Annotated in this window: 16 protein-coding genes and 1 pseudogene; 1 reads left to right on the top strand and 16 read right to left on the bottom strand. The window is 40.6% G+C overall.

Annotated elements, in window-relative coordinates:
• Positions 1 to 30: 30 nt before the first annotated feature.
• Positions 31 to 417: a cytochrome b562 gene (locus JIG37_RS03750; RefSeq protein ID WP_054554562.1), complete on the bottom strand. Its 387-nt coding sequence runs from the start codon at positions 415 to 417 to the stop codon at positions 31 to 33.
• Between the two features lie 120 nt (positions 418 to 537).
• On the opposite strand from JIG37_RS03750, the gene JIG37_RS03745 reads away from it, so the two are divergent.
• Positions 538 to 1,581: an ABC transporter substrate-binding protein gene (locus JIG37_RS03745; RefSeq protein ID WP_199528714.1), complete on the top strand. Its 1,044-nt coding sequence runs from the start codon at positions 538 to 540 to the stop codon at positions 1,579 to 1,581.
• A 12-nt stretch (positions 1,582 to 1,593) separates the two neighbouring features.
• On the opposite strand, the gene JIG37_RS03740 is transcribed toward JIG37_RS03745, so the two are convergent.
• The 15 genes and pseudogenes from JIG37_RS03740 to JIG37_RS03670 form a co-directional block, all read right to left on the bottom strand.
• Positions 1,594 to 3,363, bottom strand: a complete 1,770-nt coding sequence (locus tag JIG37_RS03740; protein ID WP_199528713.1) for an alpha-amylase family glycosyl hydrolase — start codon at positions 3,361 to 3,363, stop codon at positions 1,594 to 1,596.
• A gap of 12 nt (positions 3,364 to 3,375) precedes the next feature.
• A complete protein-coding gene (locus JIG37_RS03735) occupies positions 3,376 to 4,596 on the bottom strand; it encodes a hypothetical protein (RefSeq protein ID WP_054562434.1) in 1,221 nt (406 codons plus the stop codon).
• A complete protein-coding gene (locus JIG37_RS03730; RefSeq protein ID WP_199528712.1) occupies positions 4,589 to 6,331 on the bottom strand; it encodes an HAD-IIB family hydrolase in 1,743 nt (580 codons plus the stop codon). Before JIG37_RS03730 ends, JIG37_RS03735 begins: the two co-directional genes overlap by 8 nt.
• A gap of 138 nt (positions 6,332 to 6,469) precedes the next feature.
• Positions 6,470 to 7,708, bottom strand: coding sequence for a uracil-xanthine permease family protein (locus JIG37_RS03725; RefSeq protein WP_199528711.1), 1,239 nt, complete (start codon positions 7,706 to 7,708; stop codon positions 6,470 to 6,472).
• A gap of 9 nt (positions 7,709 to 7,717) precedes the next feature.
• Positions 7,718 to 8,347 carry a uracil phosphoribosyltransferase gene (gene upp / locus JIG37_RS03720; protein WP_054554568.1) on the bottom strand — a complete coding sequence of 210 codons (630 nt, stop codon included), beginning with the start codon at positions 8,345 to 8,347 and terminating at the stop codon, positions 7,718 to 7,720.
• A 143-nt stretch (positions 8,348 to 8,490) separates the two neighbouring features.
• Positions 8,491 to 9,462 carry a Gfo/Idh/MocA family oxidoreductase gene (locus JIG37_RS03715; protein ID WP_199528710.1) on the bottom strand — a complete coding sequence of 324 codons (972 nt, stop codon included), beginning with the start codon at positions 9,460 to 9,462 and terminating at the stop codon, positions 8,491 to 8,493.
• 2 nt (positions 9,463 to 9,464) lie between these two features.
• A complete protein-coding gene (locus tag JIG37_RS03710) occupies positions 9,465 to 10,412 on the bottom strand; it encodes a phosphotransferase (protein ID WP_199528709.1) in 948 nt (315 codons plus the stop codon).
• A gap of 145 nt (positions 10,413 to 10,557) precedes the next feature.
• Positions 10,558 to 12,813, bottom strand: coding sequence for an acyl-CoA dehydrogenase (locus JIG37_RS03705; RefSeq protein ID WP_199528708.1), 2,256 nt, complete (start codon positions 12,811 to 12,813; stop codon positions 10,558 to 10,560).
• Positions 12,814 to 13,066: 253 nt separating this feature from the next.
• A complete protein-coding gene (locus JIG37_RS03700; RefSeq protein ID WP_166340764.1) occupies positions 13,067 to 14,599 on the bottom strand; it encodes a phospholipase D family protein in 1,533 nt (510 codons plus the stop codon).
• 158 nt (positions 14,600 to 14,757) lie between these two features.
• Positions 14,758 to 14,952 (bottom strand): (2Fe-2S)-binding protein, encoded by a 195-nt coding sequence (locus JIG37_RS03695; RefSeq protein ID WP_054554573.1) that lies wholly within the window; start codon positions 14,950 to 14,952, stop codon positions 14,758 to 14,760.
• 305 nt (positions 14,953 to 15,257) lie between these two features.
• A complete protein-coding gene (locus JIG37_RS03690; protein ID WP_280517205.1) occupies positions 15,258 to 15,731 on the bottom strand; it encodes a type II toxin-antitoxin system YhaV family toxin in 474 nt (157 codons plus the stop codon).
• A 2-nt stretch (positions 15,732 to 15,733) separates the two neighbouring features.
• Positions 15,734 to 16,063 (bottom strand): type II toxin-antitoxin system PrlF family antitoxin, encoded by a 330-nt coding sequence (locus tag JIG37_RS03685; protein WP_199528707.1) that lies wholly within the window; start codon positions 16,061 to 16,063, stop codon positions 15,734 to 15,736.
• A 412-nt stretch (positions 16,064 to 16,475) separates the two neighbouring features.
• On the bottom strand, positions 16,476 to 16,970 hold the full coding sequence (locus JIG37_RS03680; RefSeq protein ID WP_054554575.1) for a S1 RNA-binding domain-containing protein: 495 nt from the start codon (positions 16,968 to 16,970) through the stop codon (positions 16,476 to 16,478).
• Positions 16,971 to 17,313: 343 nt separating this feature from the next.
• Positions 17,314 to 18,234, bottom strand: coding sequence for a hypothetical protein (locus tag JIG37_RS03675; protein ID WP_199528706.1), 921 nt, complete (start codon positions 18,232 to 18,234; stop codon positions 17,314 to 17,316).
• Between the two features lie 349 nt (positions 18,235 to 18,583).
• A pseudogene (locus tag JIG37_RS03670) lies at positions 18,584 to 19,167 on the bottom strand (hypothetical protein); the annotation flags it as partial.

Genomic DNA, 19,167 nt, shown 5'->3' with positions numbered 1-19,167 from the left:
TTTTAATTAAAGTAAATCTAACTCAATAGCTTAGTTGCCAAATAACAACTCCCAAAAGCCTGGCGGCTCATGTAGCTCATGGTATTTTTTACGTAACTCATCAATAGATTTAAGCGGCGCTTTTGCAGCTTCAAGGCCACGAGTCGTTGCAAGTTGCTTCGCTTGCTTTGCTTGATTTATGACTTTATCAAGCCCTTCTAGAGACGCTGTTTTATGCTGTTTAAAATCAGCTGTTTTAGCTGTCTCTAACAACACAATAAACTCATCAATAGCGGCATTAAAGGTAGCTAAATCAGTAGCCCGTACGGAGTTTTTATAAGCAAGCCCCATATTTTTCATATTGGCCTCAAGATCAATATCAGAGGCTACACTCACACTCGAAAAAACGATTAAAATACTAATAATAATGGCTTTCATACACCCTCAACCAAATGCTATTTATGGACCATTATAAAGCGAAACAAATAATAAACCCAATCTCAAACCTACCAATTCGCGCTATACTTCACCATACCAACCTTTTAACCTAATCATATTATGCTAAGAACAGTATTTTTCATTATCTTGCTATTTTGCTTACCAAGTGTTTTTGCCAAACAAAGTATTATTTTTATAAACCCTGGCTATGAAAATACGAATGTCACAGGCCCATTTTGGTTTGAAGTGTCTCAGTTGATGCGTGATGCTGCCAAAGACTTTGATCTCGATTTAACGATTCATTATGCCAATCGAAATCATATTGAAATGAAGTCATTAGTAGCTAAGGCGATTGAAGCAAAGCCTGATATGCTGATTTTAGTTGACGAAAAAAGCGTGCTCACCCAACAACTTTTAAGCTTAAATAGCACCTCTACACCTATTTATTTTCTACTTAACCGCCCATCAGAATTAGAACTAAAACGTTTGATTGATCATGGCATTAAAATCGCAGGTAGTGTGGAACCCGACAACAAACAAGCAGGGCAATTACTCGCAGATAAACTGATTGAAAAAGCTCAGTACGCGGCCAATTTTCTCGCTATAAATGGTGATTACACCACCCATGCAGCACTTGATAGAGAAGAAGGTTTAGAGCAAAGTGTTCAAACGCATGAGAATGCTAATATCACCGCAAAAACGGTTGCCAACTGGTCAGCAACACAAGCGTATCGCCATAGTCTTGGCTACTTTAGCCATCAATCAAACATGAATATTGTCTGGGCTGCCAACGATGCTATGGCATTAGGAGCAATTACTGCGCTTGATGAGTTAAACAAACGCAAAGATGTATTAGTTGGCGCAATAAATTGGCCGCTCAGAGCCGTAGCAGAGAAGATAGACGTCACTATCGGCGGCCATGTTACGTTGGGGGCGTTTGCTTTGGTAAATATTTATGATTTATTGAATAAACACGAAACCGCACCTATGCATCATGAAGTGGCAATTTTCAGCCAACATAACGAACAAACACTCAAGCTTGTTGAACAAATTCACAGTGATAACTTAGCAATTAACTTTCACGTTTTCAGTAAATCAAATGAAAATCCCCTTCCCTTCAGTGTTGAATCACTTCTGTTAGAAGCAACCAAAAGCGCACTGTAAAGGGCGTTTACATTACTTATTACTGAGCCATACAGCTTGATATGGCGTTAGCGACATTGTTTTTGTCTGCTCGGTAATTTGCTCACCGCTAATTAAATCTCGCCATTGCTCGGTACCAATCAAATTTAAGTCGGCAAGCGTAAGCGTTTGCGGCTCGTCACTAATGTTATAAACACAAAACATACTTTGCGAACGATTGATGCTTTGTCGCCAAAAACCAAAGAGCCCTTCGCTTAAATGTAACGTATATTGCGTCGCATTGGGGTGAAATGCACTTTGCGCCTTTCGAATAGCCATTAGGCTTTTCATCGCTTTAAACACATTACGATGATGGGCATTTTCGTTACTTAACTTGGCCAGTAAATCTGACTCTTGCCAGCGGTGACGATTAATCGCTCGGTTATGTTGGCTATTTTCAAAGCGTTCATAATCATTGGTAGTACCGAGTAGGCTATGAATATACAAACCTGGAATACCTTCAAGCGCAAACATAATGGCATGTGCACATAAAAATCGTGCAACCCCCCATTTATCTGGGCCTTTATGGGTACCTTGCAATGCATCAAATAAGGCAATATTTAACTCATAAGGGGTATTGGTGCCATCTGGGGCGGTACGTAATGAGACTTTACCGCCATATTTCGCAGTCGTATTTACCATTTCGGCAATTTCACTTTGCTCCAACAAGCCTTCAACGGGGCGCAAGCCAATACCATCGTGTGAAGCTATAAAGTTAAAGTATGCCGTCCCTTCTTGAGGAGGTGGCATACTCATCATCCAGTGCTTTAATGCGGTACTGTCGCCACTGAGTAAGGTATGTAATAACAGCGGTGGTAATGAAAAGTTGTAAATACAGTGCGCTTCGTTGGCATTACCAAAGTACGATAGGTTTTCGCGGTTCGGGATATTAGTTTCTGTAATAATAATCACATTAGGCTCAAAGTGCTCAATAAGGGTGCGAAGCAGCCTAATCACTTCGTGAGTTTCAGGTAAGTTAATGCAGCGGGTATTGAGTTTTTTCCATAAAAAAGCCACCGCATCAAGGCGGAAAATACGCACACCGTTATCTAAATAATGACGAATAATGCTGACAAATTCATTGAGCACATCTGGGTTAGCAAAATCAAAGTCAACTTGGTCGTGACTAAAGGTACACCACACATGCTGCAAACCATCTTTTGTTTCAACCGCTTGTAAAAGGGGCGATGTTCGCGGGCGAACAACTTGCACAAGGTCATCACTTGGGCTTGCCGTTTTAAAATACCCTTTTCCCGGCACTTTGCCCTGAATAAAGTTTTCAAACCAAACGCTGCGGCTAGAGCAATGGTTGATCACCAAATCTGCCATCAACCTAACATCCGCTGAAATATCGCGGATATGTTGCCAACTACCTAACGCTTCATTCACTTGCACATAGTTCATTACAGCGAAGCCTTCATCTGAGCTATATGGGTAAAACGGCAAGATGTGCAGTGCATTAAGTTCAGGTAAGCATTGGTTTTTTACAAAGCGATGTAACGTTTGCAAAGGCGGCTCTTCAGGCTTAGCAACGGCTTCATCAGTATTAGCATGACGTATGATTGAATCACCATAGGCGATTAAAATCATATCTTGCTCATCCCAACGGTTTTTATGCGGCGTTGGGTCCCGAACAGGATCATCACCTAACATGGTACTAATTAGTCTGTCTGCGAGTTGTTCAAGCGTTGTTGATAGTTCAACCTCGCTGTAGATGCAGGTTAAATGCTGAATAACCCTTTGTTGCAAAAGCTCTAAAGTCACGTGCCTTCCCCGTTAAATATATTCTTTGTTATCAAGCTCTACGGCTTCTTCTAAACGAGCAAACACCTCCGGCATTGCCGAAGCTACTCGGTTCCAACTCGGCACAAAGGGTGCTTCCATTGGGTTTTCTAAAAAGTGCTGACCCGCATTCATAATATTTTGTGCAAACATTTCAACGGCTTTTTCTTCGTGGTGAATATCAAGTGTTAAGCCATTCATTAACGCATCGTTGTGATAGGTTTCAATAAAATCGAGTGCAATACGGTAATAGGTTGCCTTTAATGAACGAATCGTTTCTGTCGTAAAGGTAACGCCTTGGGTAGCGAGCTTTCTGAATAAAGCTTTGGTGATATCAATCGACATTTTCGACAAGCCCGCCGCTTGGTTTTCTAGCGATAAATCTTGGTGTTTATGATCATAGTTATCAGCAATATCGACCTGACATAAACGGTTATGCGAGTAATTGCGATACATCTCTGATAACACGCCAATTTCTAAGCCCCAGTCACTTGGAATACGAATATCGTTAAGTACATCGCGACGGAATGAAAACTCACCCGCTAACGGGTAACGAAACGAATCCATATATTCTAAATAATCGTTGCTACCTAAAATTGTTTTAAACGAACGCAATAACGGCGTTACCAGCAAACGTGACACACGGCCATTAATTTTGCCCTCAGCGGTGCGTGGGTAAAACCCTTTACAAAATTCATAGTTAAAACGAGGATGAGCAACAGGGTAAATTAAACGTGCTAATAGCGCTCTGTCGTAAGTCAAAATATCACAGTCATGCAGTGCAATTGACTCTACTTTTGAGGTTGCCAACTTATAGCCCATGCAGTACCAAACATTGCGACCTTTACCTAGCTCTCGTGGCGCAACGCCCAATTTTTGTAGTTCTTTATCAAGAGCTTGTAAACGCGGGCCATCATTCCAAAGTACCTTATGAGGCTGATCAAGCTCCGCAAAAAACTGCAGTGCATGGCGATATTGGCTTTCATCAGCGCGATCTAGACCAATGGTAATTTGCGATAAATAAGGCACATGTTTCAGCTCAGCAATAATATTTTGCAGAGCGGGTCCTTCTAACTCACTGTAAAGCGAGGGTAAAATTAGACCCATTGGGCGTTGTTTTGAAAAGCCCAACAACTCTTTTTCTAGTTCTTCTACTGGGCGGTCAGCAATATTGTGTAAGGTCGTGATAATGCCATTTTGATAAAAATCAGCCATGAGATTGCTCCTGTTTTGCTGCAAAACGCGCTTTGATGATAGTTAACGCAGAAACTTCTTGAACCCAACCTGCTGGGGCGGGTTTTTCGCTGAGCTGCCATGCTTTTTGTAATATTTGTGATTGCACTTGGCTGCCAGGGTTATTGATTAAAATAGCGGTGTCGGCCGCTTTTAGCATAGCTACATCGTTTTGACTGTCGCCAAGCGCTATCACAGTAAATGGATTGCGATAGGCTTTTTTGAACTGATTTAACAGCCACTTTTGTGCAAGTCCTTTATTGTTACCTTTGGTTAAATGGATAAAACGCCCGCCAACAAGCACTTCGTAGCCTGCTTGGCTCATTGCATCTATCAAGCCCTGCTTTTCTTCATCACTGCCCGAAAAACAAACCGGATCTGAGTACTGTCTTTGTAGAGCCAATTCACTTTTATCGACGGGGAGTCCTGTTAATTTGGCTATTTCTTGTGCACTAAATTGACTAAATAAACGTACACAATGACTAAATTGGCTTGCATATTGTTTAAGATCTTCATGCAATTTATCAGTACTTTGCGTCATGGCAAAGCGCCAATAACCTTTATATTCATCACAGCCAATCGGCTTTACTTTTAAATAGTCTTTCGGGATATAAACAGCCGCACCATTTTCCACAATAAAGGGTTGATGATGATCCAAACCTTTTTGAATATCAGTGACTTCAGCAAAGGTTTTGCTGGTGTTAAAAATCACATTGACACCGGTATCATTCAACTTTGCCAAAAATGGTTTGATCACCTCACATTCGTAACTATCGTGATCGAGCAATGTGCCGTCTAAGTCAGTAAAAATAAGTGGTTGAGCAATCTGGTCAGCGAGAAGTTCCATTTTGGTGATATCACGCTCGGTATCAAGCAATAGTAACGCATCAACGCTGTTCGTAAGAGTGGCTAAGTTTTCCCGCGTAATACGTTCAAAATGAGAGATAAAACGCTTTAAACTCACTTCGTCAAACGTGCCCTGCCCCTGGCCTTTTTTGGCAATTAACTTTTGCTCTTGTTCCAAACGCCACGCATACACATCTTCAAATGAAGGCGCTTTTAACATAATGGTGTAATCGGCCATTGCGAATACATGTTGATATTCATTCGCTAAGCAACTATTTACGCAGCGTCGCCAAATGCCGTCGGCATCTTCTAGTTGCTCTAATTCATTTACCGGAGTTTGCAGTTGATAAGGCTGCTGAGGTGTACTGGCTACACACCAGCCTTCAAAAAACACGATATCAATCGGCTTTTGATTACTAGGCCACTGCTCTTTTGGCACTGGATCATCAGTTAGCTTATCAAATTGAGGTAATGGCACATCCACTTTACCAGCCAACAAAGCTGATAAGGTTTGTTCCATTAATTGCGTATCATGCGTACCCGGTACACCACGACTCGCAAACAAAGGATGAACATCTTTAGCAAGCTCATTGCGCGCAGCACGACTTAAATAAAAGTCATCGATTGATAATGACACGCTATTAAATTCGGTATTGCTATTAACCCAGGTCACTAAGAAGTCAGCGAGGGTCGTTTTACCTGAGCCTTGGCAGCCGTTAATCGCCACCAGCATAGGTTGGCCGGTCATTTTTGCGCTTAAGATATCGTGCGCGAGGGGTATAAAAAACTGCTCACTTAAGTATTGATACTTGAGTGGTAACTGATGCTTCGCTAAAAACGGGGTAATATCCACAACATTTGCCTCTTGCATAATCGCTCCTACCAGTATGACATAGAGATAAATGCAGTTAGTAGACCAGTTTTATAATTCCTTATTTTTTATATGGTTACAAAAAAAGCGCATATTTAATGCGCTTTTTTGGTGCAATATTCAAGCAGTTTTTAAGTTCTAATCAGCTTGTTGCACTGCTTTGGGGAGAACAGCATTTAAGATAATCCCCAAAATTGCGCATAAGCTCACACCTTGTAAACTAAACTCATCACCACCGATATGCATGCCACCAATACCAAACACTAAAATCAGTGCGATGATAGTCAAGTTGCGAGGCGCGGTAAGATCTTCACCTGATTTTACTAAGGTATTTAAACCAACAACGGCGATAGAGCCAAATAGCAAAATCATGATGCCGCCCATCACAGGAACCGGAATAGTTTGTAAACCCGCGCCCATTTTTGCCACAAACGCCAGCACAATAGCGATGATAGCGGTCCAAAGCATCACTCGAGGGTTGAAGTTACGCGTAAGCATTACCGCCCCCGTTACTTCAGAGTACGTTGTATTCGGTGGACCACCAAAAATTGATGCCGCAGAGGTTGCTAAGCCATCACCTAGTAAAGTGCGGTGTAAACCTGGTTTCTTTAAATAGTCTTTACCTGTTACTTGGCTAATAGCCATCATGTCGCCAATATGTTCAATTGCTGGCGCAATGGCTACAGGCACCATAAACAAAATAGCTTGCCACTTAAACTCAGGGTAAGTAAATGCCGGTACCGCAAACCAGTTTGCTTCGGTGACCGCATTAAATTCAACAATACCTATAAATAACGAAGCAAGGTAACCTGCTACCACACCAGCAAGAATAGGAATAAGTTTAAATACACCTTTGCCCCATACCGCAAAAATCAGCGTAACCAGTAATGATAAACCAGACACTAAAATTGCTTGATCATAAGGAACTAATTGTGCACTGCCATCCCCTGTTTTACCCATTGCCATATTCACAGCGACGGGGGCTAAGGCTAGACCAATCACCATAATCACAGGGCCAACAACCACAGGCGGTAACACTTTATGCAGTGCATTCACGCCTTTAAATTTTACAATCAAGCTAAGCGCAACATAACAAAATCCTGCCACCATCAAACCGCCCATAGTTGCGGGAATGCCCCACATTTGTACCGAGGCGATAATAGGTGCGATGAAAGCAAAAGACGATGCTAAAAAGATAGGAACTTGGCCTTTGGTAACCACATGAAACAACAAGGTTCCTAAACCTGCGGTAAATAAAGCCACATTAGGATCAAGGCCTGTCAGTAGCGGCACAAGTACCAAGGCGCCAAATGCAACAAACAGCATTTGCGCGCCAGTTAGAATGGTTTTTAACGAAAATGTTTGATGATTTTCCACGTGAGCGCCTTACACTGTGCCAAAAATCTTGTCACCGGCATCTCCTAAGCCTGGAATGATGTATCCTTTTTCGTTTAAGTGACTATCTAAAGATGCTGTGAAAATTTCAACATCAGGGTGCGCTGCAAGGGTTTTTTCTACGCCTTCTGGCGCTGCTACTAATACAATCACTTTAATATCTTTACAGCCAGCTTTTTTAAGCATATCGATAGTTGCGATCATTGAACCACCAGTTGCCAGCATTGGGTCAATAACGAGGCTTAAGCGCTCATCAATTTTACCCACTAGTTTTTCAAAGTAAGGTACTGGCTCAAGTGTTTCTTCGTTACGCTGAAGACCAACAACACTTACTTTTGCCGCAGGTAATAACTGCATTACACCATCCATCATACCAAGGCCGGCACGAAGAATAGGCACAACAGTAATTTTTTTACCTTTGATATGCTCTACATCTAATGTTGAACCATCCCATCCAGTGATTTGTACGCTTTCTAATGGTAGGTTTTTTGTTGCTTCGTAAGTAAGCAAGGTACCTACTTCAGACGCTAGCTCACGGAAACTTTTAGTACTAATACCTTCTGCGCGCATAAGGCCAAGTTTGTGTTGAACTAACGGATGAGTAATTACATGGATAGACATAAGTAGAACCTAAATGAAATAAATTACGCCTATTTTAGCGTAAATTAATGAGCTCTACTGCAAAAAATGCACAACATTTGCATTAATTCTTTTAAATGACTTAATTTTATTCAATAAAAAGCAAACATACCTGTATAACTTCTTCAACCCGATAGTATTTTCTCCATAACCCAACTTGTATGAAGTGCGCTTTCACCGCTTGATGGGTGTGGTTGCTGAGCATGAAAATAGTTCGCCATGTTTTCAACATGATATTGTTGAATATGCGCGGGGTTATCAATTACGAACTCTTGTTTGCCCTGTGCGTTGTTAAGCAAAATCGGTTTTTCGTCAAAAACACTAAAGCTAAGCTCGCCTTCACTGCCAAAAATCATCACATCATCAAAACGATTAGATGAAGCAAAGTTCCAGCTCCCAGTGCCTGTAACACCCGATTGATGCTGCCAGTGCGCGGTAATAGCATCGAACGCAGAATATAAGCCTTGTTGATTAGCACATAAACCATGCACCTTATTAAAATCACCTAAAAGGTAAGCAAGTAAATCAAGACCATGGCTGGCTAAATCGTCGAAGTAACCTCCTCGTGCCACGTTTTGATCTGTGCGCCAGTTGTATTCACCCGACAAATCAAGAGCGTTAGGAGCTTTACTTAAATGCCAACTTACATGACGAGGCTTACCAATGGCACCTTGCTCAAGTAATTGTTTAACGTGATTAAAGCGTGGTAATGAACGGCGATAATAAGACACAAATAGCGGCTGTTTAGCCTCTTTAAATGCTGTAACAATGTCAAGGCTATCTTGATAACTTGGCGCCAGTGGCTTTTCGATACAACACGGTTTACCTGCCGCAGCAACCTCAAGAGCAAACGCTTTATGGCTATCTGGCGGCGTGGCAATATACACGGCATCAACACTGTTATCGTTAATGAGTTCGCTCGGCGATGCGAACACCTTTGCAACATTGTGGCGTTTAGCATAATCATGGGCTTTTTCTAAGTCGCGGCGTGTTACCCCAATAAGCGCAATACCTTCTGCGTGTTGATAAGCAGGGCCGCTTTTCACTTCGGTTACAGCACCACAGCCGATAATGGCAAATCGCATTGGCTTATTCATTGCTAATCCTTTATTTTTAAGTACGTTACAAATTGCTGCTGCATGTAGCCGTTTATTTTTGCATGAGCAGGGCTCCAACCTGCTAAAAAGCGATAAAAATCGCTCCATGCGTAACACCAAAGCGCTCGCCAACTGCTAACAACATGCGCTGGGTTTACATTTGGTTGATAACGTTTTAGTGCCTGTGTGAGGGTGTCAAAATAGCGATTTAAATAGTCATCTGCAACTGATTTTAATGCCGTATCATCTAAGCAACTGCCTAAAAAATACATGACATCAATCACCCCAACACCCTTACCAACATATTGAAAATCATAGCCAAGAACATGCTGGTTTTGTGGCGCAATCGCAAAATTGGCAAGTTTAGCATCACCATGAATTAACGTTTGATAAGGTGACTCACTCAACGCAGTATCAATAGCGTGCGCCTGCGCTTTTAAGCTTAAATCGCTCATACGCTTTAGCTCATCGGGCCGAGTTGCTAAATGCCAATAACTACCTCGAGACCAAAGGCCATCGACAGAGCTTGCTAAATGAAATGCATGAAAGTGTGCAAGCCAGTTTATAATTGCTTCAATGTCGCTGTGTGTAGCACTTGCTGGCTGGTAGCCAAGCGCACTGAAATCACTAAATACCAGCGCTTGTTTACTGCCCTCTTGTATTGCCTCAATACAGTGGATAGCCGCAGCTTCATGGGGTAATTGCTTAGCGTAATGCCGATACCAATTAAATTCGACTAAGTAAGATTGGCGCTTTCTGGCAAGTGCAAAATCACTTTGTTTTATACGACTATGATTAATCTGGCTAGGCACTTCAATCGCTTTAATTACCCTCGCAGCACCATTCATTTGGCAACGAATAATCTCACCGCATCCACTCCACACTGATGCCGCTTGCTGTAGCTCTGTAATGTTTGAAAAGTGAGAAGTAACAAATTGCCTAAGATCCATAACGCTCTGTAATTTATATAAACCGATGGCAATGGTAGGTGATATTGGCTGTTGGTACAACGACCTATAAGCAATAAAAAACCCGTGCTAAGCACGGGTTTTCGAAGATAAAGTCCTAATACTGCTCAGGACTTGCATTGTTGAATTACTCGTTTACCACACTTTTAAGTGGGTTTACTGGCTTTGCATTGTCATCCAGTAAGTTCATATCAAAGTCAAACTCATCAACACGAATCGCTTTTTCACGTTTCTTGTTGTAATCAATCAGTTTTGCATACTCTTCTTCGTTGATAACACTTGCAACAAGTGCATTATCAAGTGTTTCTGCAAAACGAACGCCTGGCTTGATAGTCTTAGCACGCAGTGCTTTTTTAACTTTTGCAAGTAAATCAAGGCATGCCATTTTCGCTTTGTACGCTTGCTCATTGATGTAATGACCATCACCTTCAATTGGGTTAACCAAGTGAGTGATTTGCGCTTTAAATGCGGTGTCCATTTGCGCTTGAGTCGCTAGCTCACGGATTAAATCATCGCTGATCTTAGGCATTTTCATTGAGTAGTTCATCGTAATGAAACGCATAAACTTGCGAGTACCACTTGCAGGGAAGTTATCTAAGAACTTATGCAATGCTTCTTCAGCGCTTTGTAGTGCAAAGCGAGTCGCATAATGGAAGTAAGGCGCAGCTTGCTCACGTTCACTGCTTGCTACTTTTTGCTCGTAGTATTTAATTGATGCCATCGCCGCATACAAGAAGCTCATTACGTCGCCTAAACGTGCAGATAACATTTCTGCTTGCTTAAGTTTGCCGCCCAGTACCAATAACGAGAAGTCAGCGTAAACTGCAAGTTTTGCAGATAGTTTGTGCGCTGCTTTTTCGTATTCACGTACTTCTGGTAGTGACGATTTAGCACCGGCAGTAAACGGTAATACACCTAAACGGAAAGCTCGTAAGCTGTTAGCTACGCTGTAACCCACTGTTTTACGTAGAATGCTGTTGAATTCTTTATCTGCTTTTTTATCTTCGCTATGGATAGACTCAACCATAGATTGGAGGTAAGGGTGACAACGCATTACACCTTGACCAAAAATCATAAGGTTACGAGTAAGAATGTTTGCACCTTCAACCGTGATTGCGATTGGTTGTGCAACATAACCACTTGCCAATGTATTTTGCGGACCATTTTGAATTGCTTTACCTGCTTGAATATCCATTGCTGAATCAAGCACGTTACGACCAATTTCTGTCATGTGGTATTTAGCAATCGCAGTGACTACAGATGGCTTTAAGCCCATGCCTAAACCTTCTGTTGTTAATACACGCATTGCTTCTTGAAGGTAAGTTTTACCTGCGATATCAGCAAGCTTCTCTTGGATACCTTCGAATTGACCAATCGCCAGACCAAACTGCTCACGCACTGCTGCGTACTCAGAAGCACCTTTGAATGCCACTTGTGATGAGCTAACACCAAGTGCCGGTAACGAAATACCACGGCCTGCACCTAAACAGCTAACCAGCATTTGCCAGCCACGACCGATATTCTTTTGACCACCAATGATGAAGTCCATTGGTACAAATACTTTTTCACCGCGAGTCGTACCGTTGTAAAAACGGATACCCATAGGATCATGACGATTACCAAGTTCAACACCTGGGTGATCTTTAGGAATAAGCGCACAGGTAATACCTAGGTTTTCTTTGCCACCTAGTAAACCATCAGGGTCAACTACTTTAAATGCTAAACCTAATACTGTCGCAATTGGCGCAAGTGTGATGTAGCGTTTGTCCCAGGTAATTTCTAAACCTAATACTTCTTCGCCATTGAACTGACCACGTTTAACAACACCGATATCTGGAATACCACCCGCATCAGAACCCGCTTCTGGGCTAGTTAGTGCGAAACATGGAATATCACGACCATTTGCAAGACGTGGTAAATAGTGATCTTGTTGCTCTTTAGTACCAAAGTGAAGTAATAGCTCACCTGGGCCTAAAGAGTTAGGAACCATCACGGTTACCGCAACCGCAGAACTCTTAGTCGCGATAGTCGCAACGATTGTTGAGTTTGCATAAGGGCTGAACTCTAAACCGCCGAATGATTTAGGAATGATAAGCGAGAAAAAGCGCTCTTTTTTCAAGAAATCAAGAATGTAGTCAGGAAGATGAACACCGTTTTGAATTTCAGAATCATCAATCATAGATAATAATTCTTTCACTGGGCCATCTAAGAATGCTTGCTCTTCAGCGCTCAGCTTAGCTGCTGGCACGTCACGAAGTGCATCGAAATCAGGTTTACCTTGGTAGATTGAACCTTCTAACCAAACATCACCCGCATCTAACGCTTCTTGTTCTGTAATTGAAATACTAGGTAATACTTTTTTTAATTTTGTACGTAAGCTCATAATAAACTCATCCGACCAGATAGTAATACCTACATTACGTCATAAAATAAGCAATAGATCAATTGGTCCAACCAGTTTTTTTAACATTTTTTTATATTTATTTTTTCTTTGCATGCTAAGCACTTGAATACAATGGGTTTACACGTGTAAGCTCAAACGCTATTTTTTATCCCAAAATGGTTAACAACTAAAGGCTGACAATAAAAAGCCCAACTAAAAAGTTGGGCTTAGGTGTAAATGCTGAAGGAATGCTTTATAGCTCATCCTCGATAGGGAATAACGAAATAAACCACACTTGAAAGCGTCGCCAAGAAGACGTTTGTGGCTCTTCATCAAATTGCTCATTACTCACTGTGTCGAGCCAAACTAAATCATCATCCTTTAAATCAACTTTCCAAGCATACTCAGCCATATCAGTATCAACCCACTTTGATAGTGATCGACTTAATTTAGAGCTGTTGATCAATACACCCATTTCAGTATTTAAATCAAGTGAGCGAGGGTCAAGGTTCATGGTACCGACAAAGATCTTTTCATCATCAAAGGTCATGGTTTTTGCGTGTAGGCTTGCTTGTGATGACCCAGTAACCTTACGCCCTGCTTTGCGCTTAACGGCCATCAAGTCACTTGGCTTTAATTCCCAAAGTTTTACCCCTCCAGAAATTAAATCTTTGCGGTACTTTTTATATCCTGCATGCACAGCTGAGACATCCGTGGCGGCTAGTGAATTTGTTAGCACAGTAACGTTAACGCCCTGCCGCACCCAGTTTGTTAGCAACTTAACGCCTTGCTCTTTGGGAATAAAGTAAGGCGAAATGATAATAACTCTTTGCTGTGGTTGCCCAAGTCTTTTAAGTAAACGTGGCGACATATTTGACGACTTTTCACGTACATCATTTAAAACCTTATCAGGATGGTCAAAAAACAGCTCTGAGGTTTGCCAGTCAAATGTAATTTCGTCATCAAGCAAGCGTTTAACAAACTCGCTTTCATGCAGTTGCTGAACATAATTGCTCTGTCGGTTTTGTTCAACATAGCTCGACAATGTTTTAGTGATATCTATGAGTGATTGTTCATCACGTTTACCGTGTAAATCTTCAACTGGGTAAGACAATTGATGATTCCAATATAAATCAAATGCTTTTGATGCATTTGGAACAATTTCACCAACACTCATAACATCTAAATCAATAAACTCAGAATGATCTTCAGCCGAAAAGTACGCATTACCAATGTTTCGCCCACCAGTAATAAAAATACGATTATCGACTATAAAGCTCTTATTATGCATGCGCCTAGAAAGCTGTCTAAAGTTGGTAATAAAGCCGAGCGCCCTAAAACGACGGTTAGGGAATGGATTAAATAATCGAACTTCAATATTAGGGTGAACAGCCAGAGCGGCTAAATCAAGCTCACTGTCGGCTTGCGATAAGTCATCGAGCAACAAGCGAATTCTTACCCCCCTATCTGCGGCTTTTAATAAAAAGGCCGTAAATAAAATGGTGGTTTGCTGCCTGTGGTATAAATAGTACTGCACATCAATGGTGTGCTCTGCAGAATCAATGAGCGCCAACCTAGCTACAAAGGCATCGACCCCATCTGCTAAAGGATAAAACCCTGATAACCCAGGATGATTATTACCCACTGCATCTCCTATGGTACTGGGTGTATCTGCTGCAATGGCATAGCTTGGTTGAATGGACTCTCGTGAAGGTAATTGCGCGCAGCCCGCGGTGATTAAAATGAGTACTGCACAAAAAAGTGATTTTGAAGAGTCTATTATCATGGCTTCCTACCAATGACCGTGTGATACACGTATCTGCTTTGTTATAACCCTAATAAATGAAGGGGTTAAAAGCAAATAAAAACTCGTAAGTATGGGGATTAATTAGAACAATTGAACGAAGAAAAAATAGTTAAGCACGCATGCTTAAGAGCAAGTAACTACGCTACTTGCTCAGTGATATCTGCAATTTCGATCAGTTTGCGATTAAGAATTTTTTTACAACAACCGCAACACTTGCCGCACTGGCTACCCACTTGCAGCTCTTTTGATAAATCGCGCATTGTCATAGCGCCATCATCAATTGTTTGTTCGATTTTTTTATCAGTCACACCATGACATAAACAGATATACATGAATGCAAACCACTCTCATTTCTCTTGATGGTCAGCATATTAATCTAAACGGTAATAGTTCGCAATAGTGTTATAGGCAATATTTGCATAACTTTTATACTGAAATTTCATAAATGGCACACAGCTAAAAATTTTCCCTTATGATTTGGGCAGTTAGTTAAAGGTGGCTAAAGAAAAAATTTTTAACTTTTTTGAGGGGTGGTTAGTGTTGCAGTTGAATAAAAAAGAGGGGATGGCTCAGATACAGAGCATTGGTAAATAACAGAGAAGCCAAACTTCAACAACTGGAAAAACACGCGCCTTGATTATGGGAAGAGCAACTCGTCCTTAGCTGCTTTTAAAAGTTCATCCCATCCCTCAGGTGGATGACCAGAATTTAACATCTTTTCGAATACTTTGTAGGCATCGGTTTTACTACCGTATACACGTTTATTATTTTCATCATTGACCCATGCATAAACGATGATTTTTGACCCTAAATGATATCGAAAAAACAAACGGTATTGTTGGAAGAACTTTGCTCGAAACCAGTGCTTGTTATCATCATCTAATGTGCTTCCTTGGCGAAATTCAGGGCTGGTAGGATCATGCGGTATGAGTTCAAAGATTAACCGTTGAATAGCGGCTAATCGTTTCGTGGCATTTTTTTTAAGGTAGCCCTTCGGATCTTTATTCCGAAGAGCCTCAACTTGTGTTTTAAGGCTTATGTATTGCTCTTTAAACAATGGATGAGTGTAAAGTGTCCAACCATTTACGACCATTGGTATAGTTTTTTGCAAACTTACTCGTCCTCATCCAATAACGGAGCATCTAAATCGATTTCAACACCTTCAATCAACACATCAACGTTTTCTCGCATACTTGCTGATAACGGTTCTATTCTTTCAGGGTGAGCCTGTATATCACGCGCTATGAATGATAAAAACTCGCCAAGCACAGGATCGCTTTCTTGCACTGCTGCACGCGAAATAACAACGCTGCCATCAGATTGAATCGTGTATTTAATTTTATCTTTTTTACCTAAGCGCAACGCCTGACGAACAGGGCTAGGCACCGTAGTTTGAAAACGGTCTGTCAATGTTGATTCAGTTTCTAAAGCAACTTGTGCCATAACAACCTCTGTCTTTTATTTGCTTCATTAGCTTTGATTTTAGTACGAACGAACAGGCAATGCAAATGCATTACCTTTTTAAAATGAGCTAGAAAATACTCAAGTTGCTTAATGTTGTAAGGGGGGACTTGTCTAGACCTCAGCTAGCTGAGTGTGCGCTCATTCCCTTACGGTGTAACATGATACAAAGCACCTGCAAACTCTAATCGTAGTAGCCTAGCCATCCTTTCACGTATCAATCTTGGTTAGTTAATAACTAAAAATTAGGCTTCAATAATCTTAAAGGCAAAAAGAAAGACCTGACCCTGTTTGTTTTTCCTTTGCCGATTTCAAGCCAATCTGGAGCTATTGCTTGTCTCATTAGTGGCTCCGACACAGATTGCACAATCAGCTATTAGTGTAGTGCACTGTTCTACTGGGGTTTATTGCTATTATTTTCAGGAAAAACATAAGAAACAACAATCTTTTTCTTTTCCTGATCAATGGAGTTAATTTTAACTGAAACAATTTCACCTTCAGACATCTCAGGTATAGACTTTTCATTATGTAGCAGAACTCTCAATCCTTTTTCTAGTTCCAGAAAATAGCCAAAATCAGTTCTCGTAACTACTTTTGCTTTATGAATAGTATTTATTAAGTATTTACTTACTTTATTCCACGGACTTAGCTCTTGGTGAGCGTCTTTAAAAGAGGCATTAAAGGGTACTGTTGAGCTATCAAGCACCATTGCATCTAAAATATCACCTATGGAAAAATAGTTGCTCATTCCCTTTTGAACTCCATAAATATTCCATGATAAATTAGGAATGTGAACAATCCCTTCGTAACCATCTGCCTCTACTAGAACACCATATTGCTCAATGCTTTTAACTTTTACTGAAATAATTTCATTCGATTGAATTTTCAAACCAAAATCCTCACTAAGTATTATTTAGCATTAAAAACGGAGCATCTATGGGGCAGGTATTTCTTTGCCACTACCTGACTCAAGTTTGAATAGTGTAATTAAAATAATCATCCAACTCTTTTCTTTGCTCAACAAAGTAAGCAAACTTTCGGCTTGCTATCGCTTTAGATTTTCCAAATTGAAGTAACACTTTGTCGATTTCAAGCCACTCTGGAGCTTGTGCTTGCCCATCACAAAATGCCCAACATTTTGATGACTTTTATTAAACATTGCTTATAAACAACATTGGACTAGCTAAAAGGCAAAAAGAAAGACCTGACCATTTAGTGACACTTTTTAGATGCTACGCTAGTAACGCTTTTTCATCAAAGCCTTGCTCATGTAATTTGACTACAAGCTGTTCAAGCAGGTCATCTTTTTCAGGGGCTACAGGCTGCGTTAATAGTAAAGAAGTCACATTGCCAAAACCAGGGTGCTCAAAATCAGGGTTCTCAAGGCCATGTTGTGCTCTTAGCGTTAGCAGCATAAGTGCAGCATAAGGTGTAAATTGCCAGTTCATATTATCGAACTCAAAAAACATCTTACTCGGTGGTGATGCAACCTGAGTGACTTGATCGTCACATAACTGATTTAGATAAGAGGTAACTTTTGTTAAGTCTGTACTATCCCAGTTATCTATAATAGATTGGTAAGCAAAATCATCTACGATCGGTTTTAAAGTATTGTCACCTTTGACCCTATCAAACAGCAAGATAATAAAATCACCAATATGACTTTTCGAACGGTTTATCCAATTTTTCATGTAACCATTTTGAAATAATTTATAAAATTGCTGCGCATAATCATACTGATGTAATAAAACAGCTGTAGCTAATTGAAATACACTTCCAGGTGATATCACTCTTTCATTATCTTCCCCGAAGCGAATAACACAGCGCTTTTGTCTTATATGAGCAATAGTTAGCTGATAATACCCATAGCTCAAATAATATCCCAACTGCTCGATATTGAGTACGCTACCCTTCACTAAACTAGCTTGTGCCTGCATTTCATAAAAATAACCTGGAATTGACAATTCAACATTAAGCTTTTCCCAAGGAGCAAAAGGTAAACTCTCATTAAAAAATTCTTCACCTTTTGTTTTGCCATGTTCTAAGTAAAAAGTAATTCTCGTTATATTTCTATCGTAGACATTTCTATACTTTTCTGGGTTTTTAATTGCTTGCTTACGCTTACGTAAAAATTTTTCTAATATTTTGTCCATTATTTACCAACTGGGGTCATTGAGGTTGTAGCAGTGTCAGCAAGCATCTAGGGGGCAGGTCTTTCTTTTGCCACTACCATACTTCATGCTTGAATTGTGCAGCTTGAAATAATCACCCAACTCTTTTCTTTGCTCGACAATTACAGCTAACTTACGCCTTGATGTTGCTTTAGATTTTCCAAATTGGGGTAACACTTTGCCGATTTAAATCCATTCTGGAGTTTGTGCTTGCCCATCACAAAATGCTCAGCATTTTGATGACTTTTATTAAACATTGCTTATATATGACATTGGACTAGCTAAAAGGCAAAAAGAAAGACCTGACCATTTTAGTGACAGTTTTTAGATGCTACGCTAGTAACGCTTTTTCATCAAAGCCCTGCTCATGTAATTTGACTACAAGCTGTTCAAGCACGTCATCTTTTTCAGGGGCTACAGGCTGCGTTAATAGTAAAGAAGTCACATTACCAAAACCAGGGTGCTCAAAACCAGGGTTTTCAAGGCCATGTTGTGCTCTTAGCGTTAGCAGCATAAGTGCAGCATAAGGTGTAAATTGCCAGTTCATATTATCGAACTCAAAAAACATCTTACTCGGTGGTGATGCAACCTGAGCGACTTGATCATCACATAACTGATTTAGATAAGCGGTAACTTTTGTTAAGTCTGTACTATCCCAGTTATCTAAAATAGCTTGATAAGCAAAATCATCTACGATCGGCTTTAGGGTATTGCCACCTTTTGCCTTATCAAACAGCAAGATAATAAAATCACCAATGTGACTTTTTGATCTATTCACCCAGTGCTTCATGTAACCTGCTTGAAATAACGTATAAATTTGGCGAGCATATTCATTATTATGCAATATCACTGCAATACTTAGCTGAAATACAGATGTTGGTGATACCAACCTTAAAGGTTCACGACTAAAGCGAT

This window comes from Pseudoalteromonas sp. bablab_jr010 (genome assembly GCF_016464105.1).
Classification (GTDB): Bacteria; Pseudomonadota; Gammaproteobacteria; order Enterobacterales; family Alteromonadaceae; genus Pseudoalteromonas; species Pseudoalteromonas simplex.
This window is presented reverse-complemented; position numbering and strand designations above follow the sequence as displayed.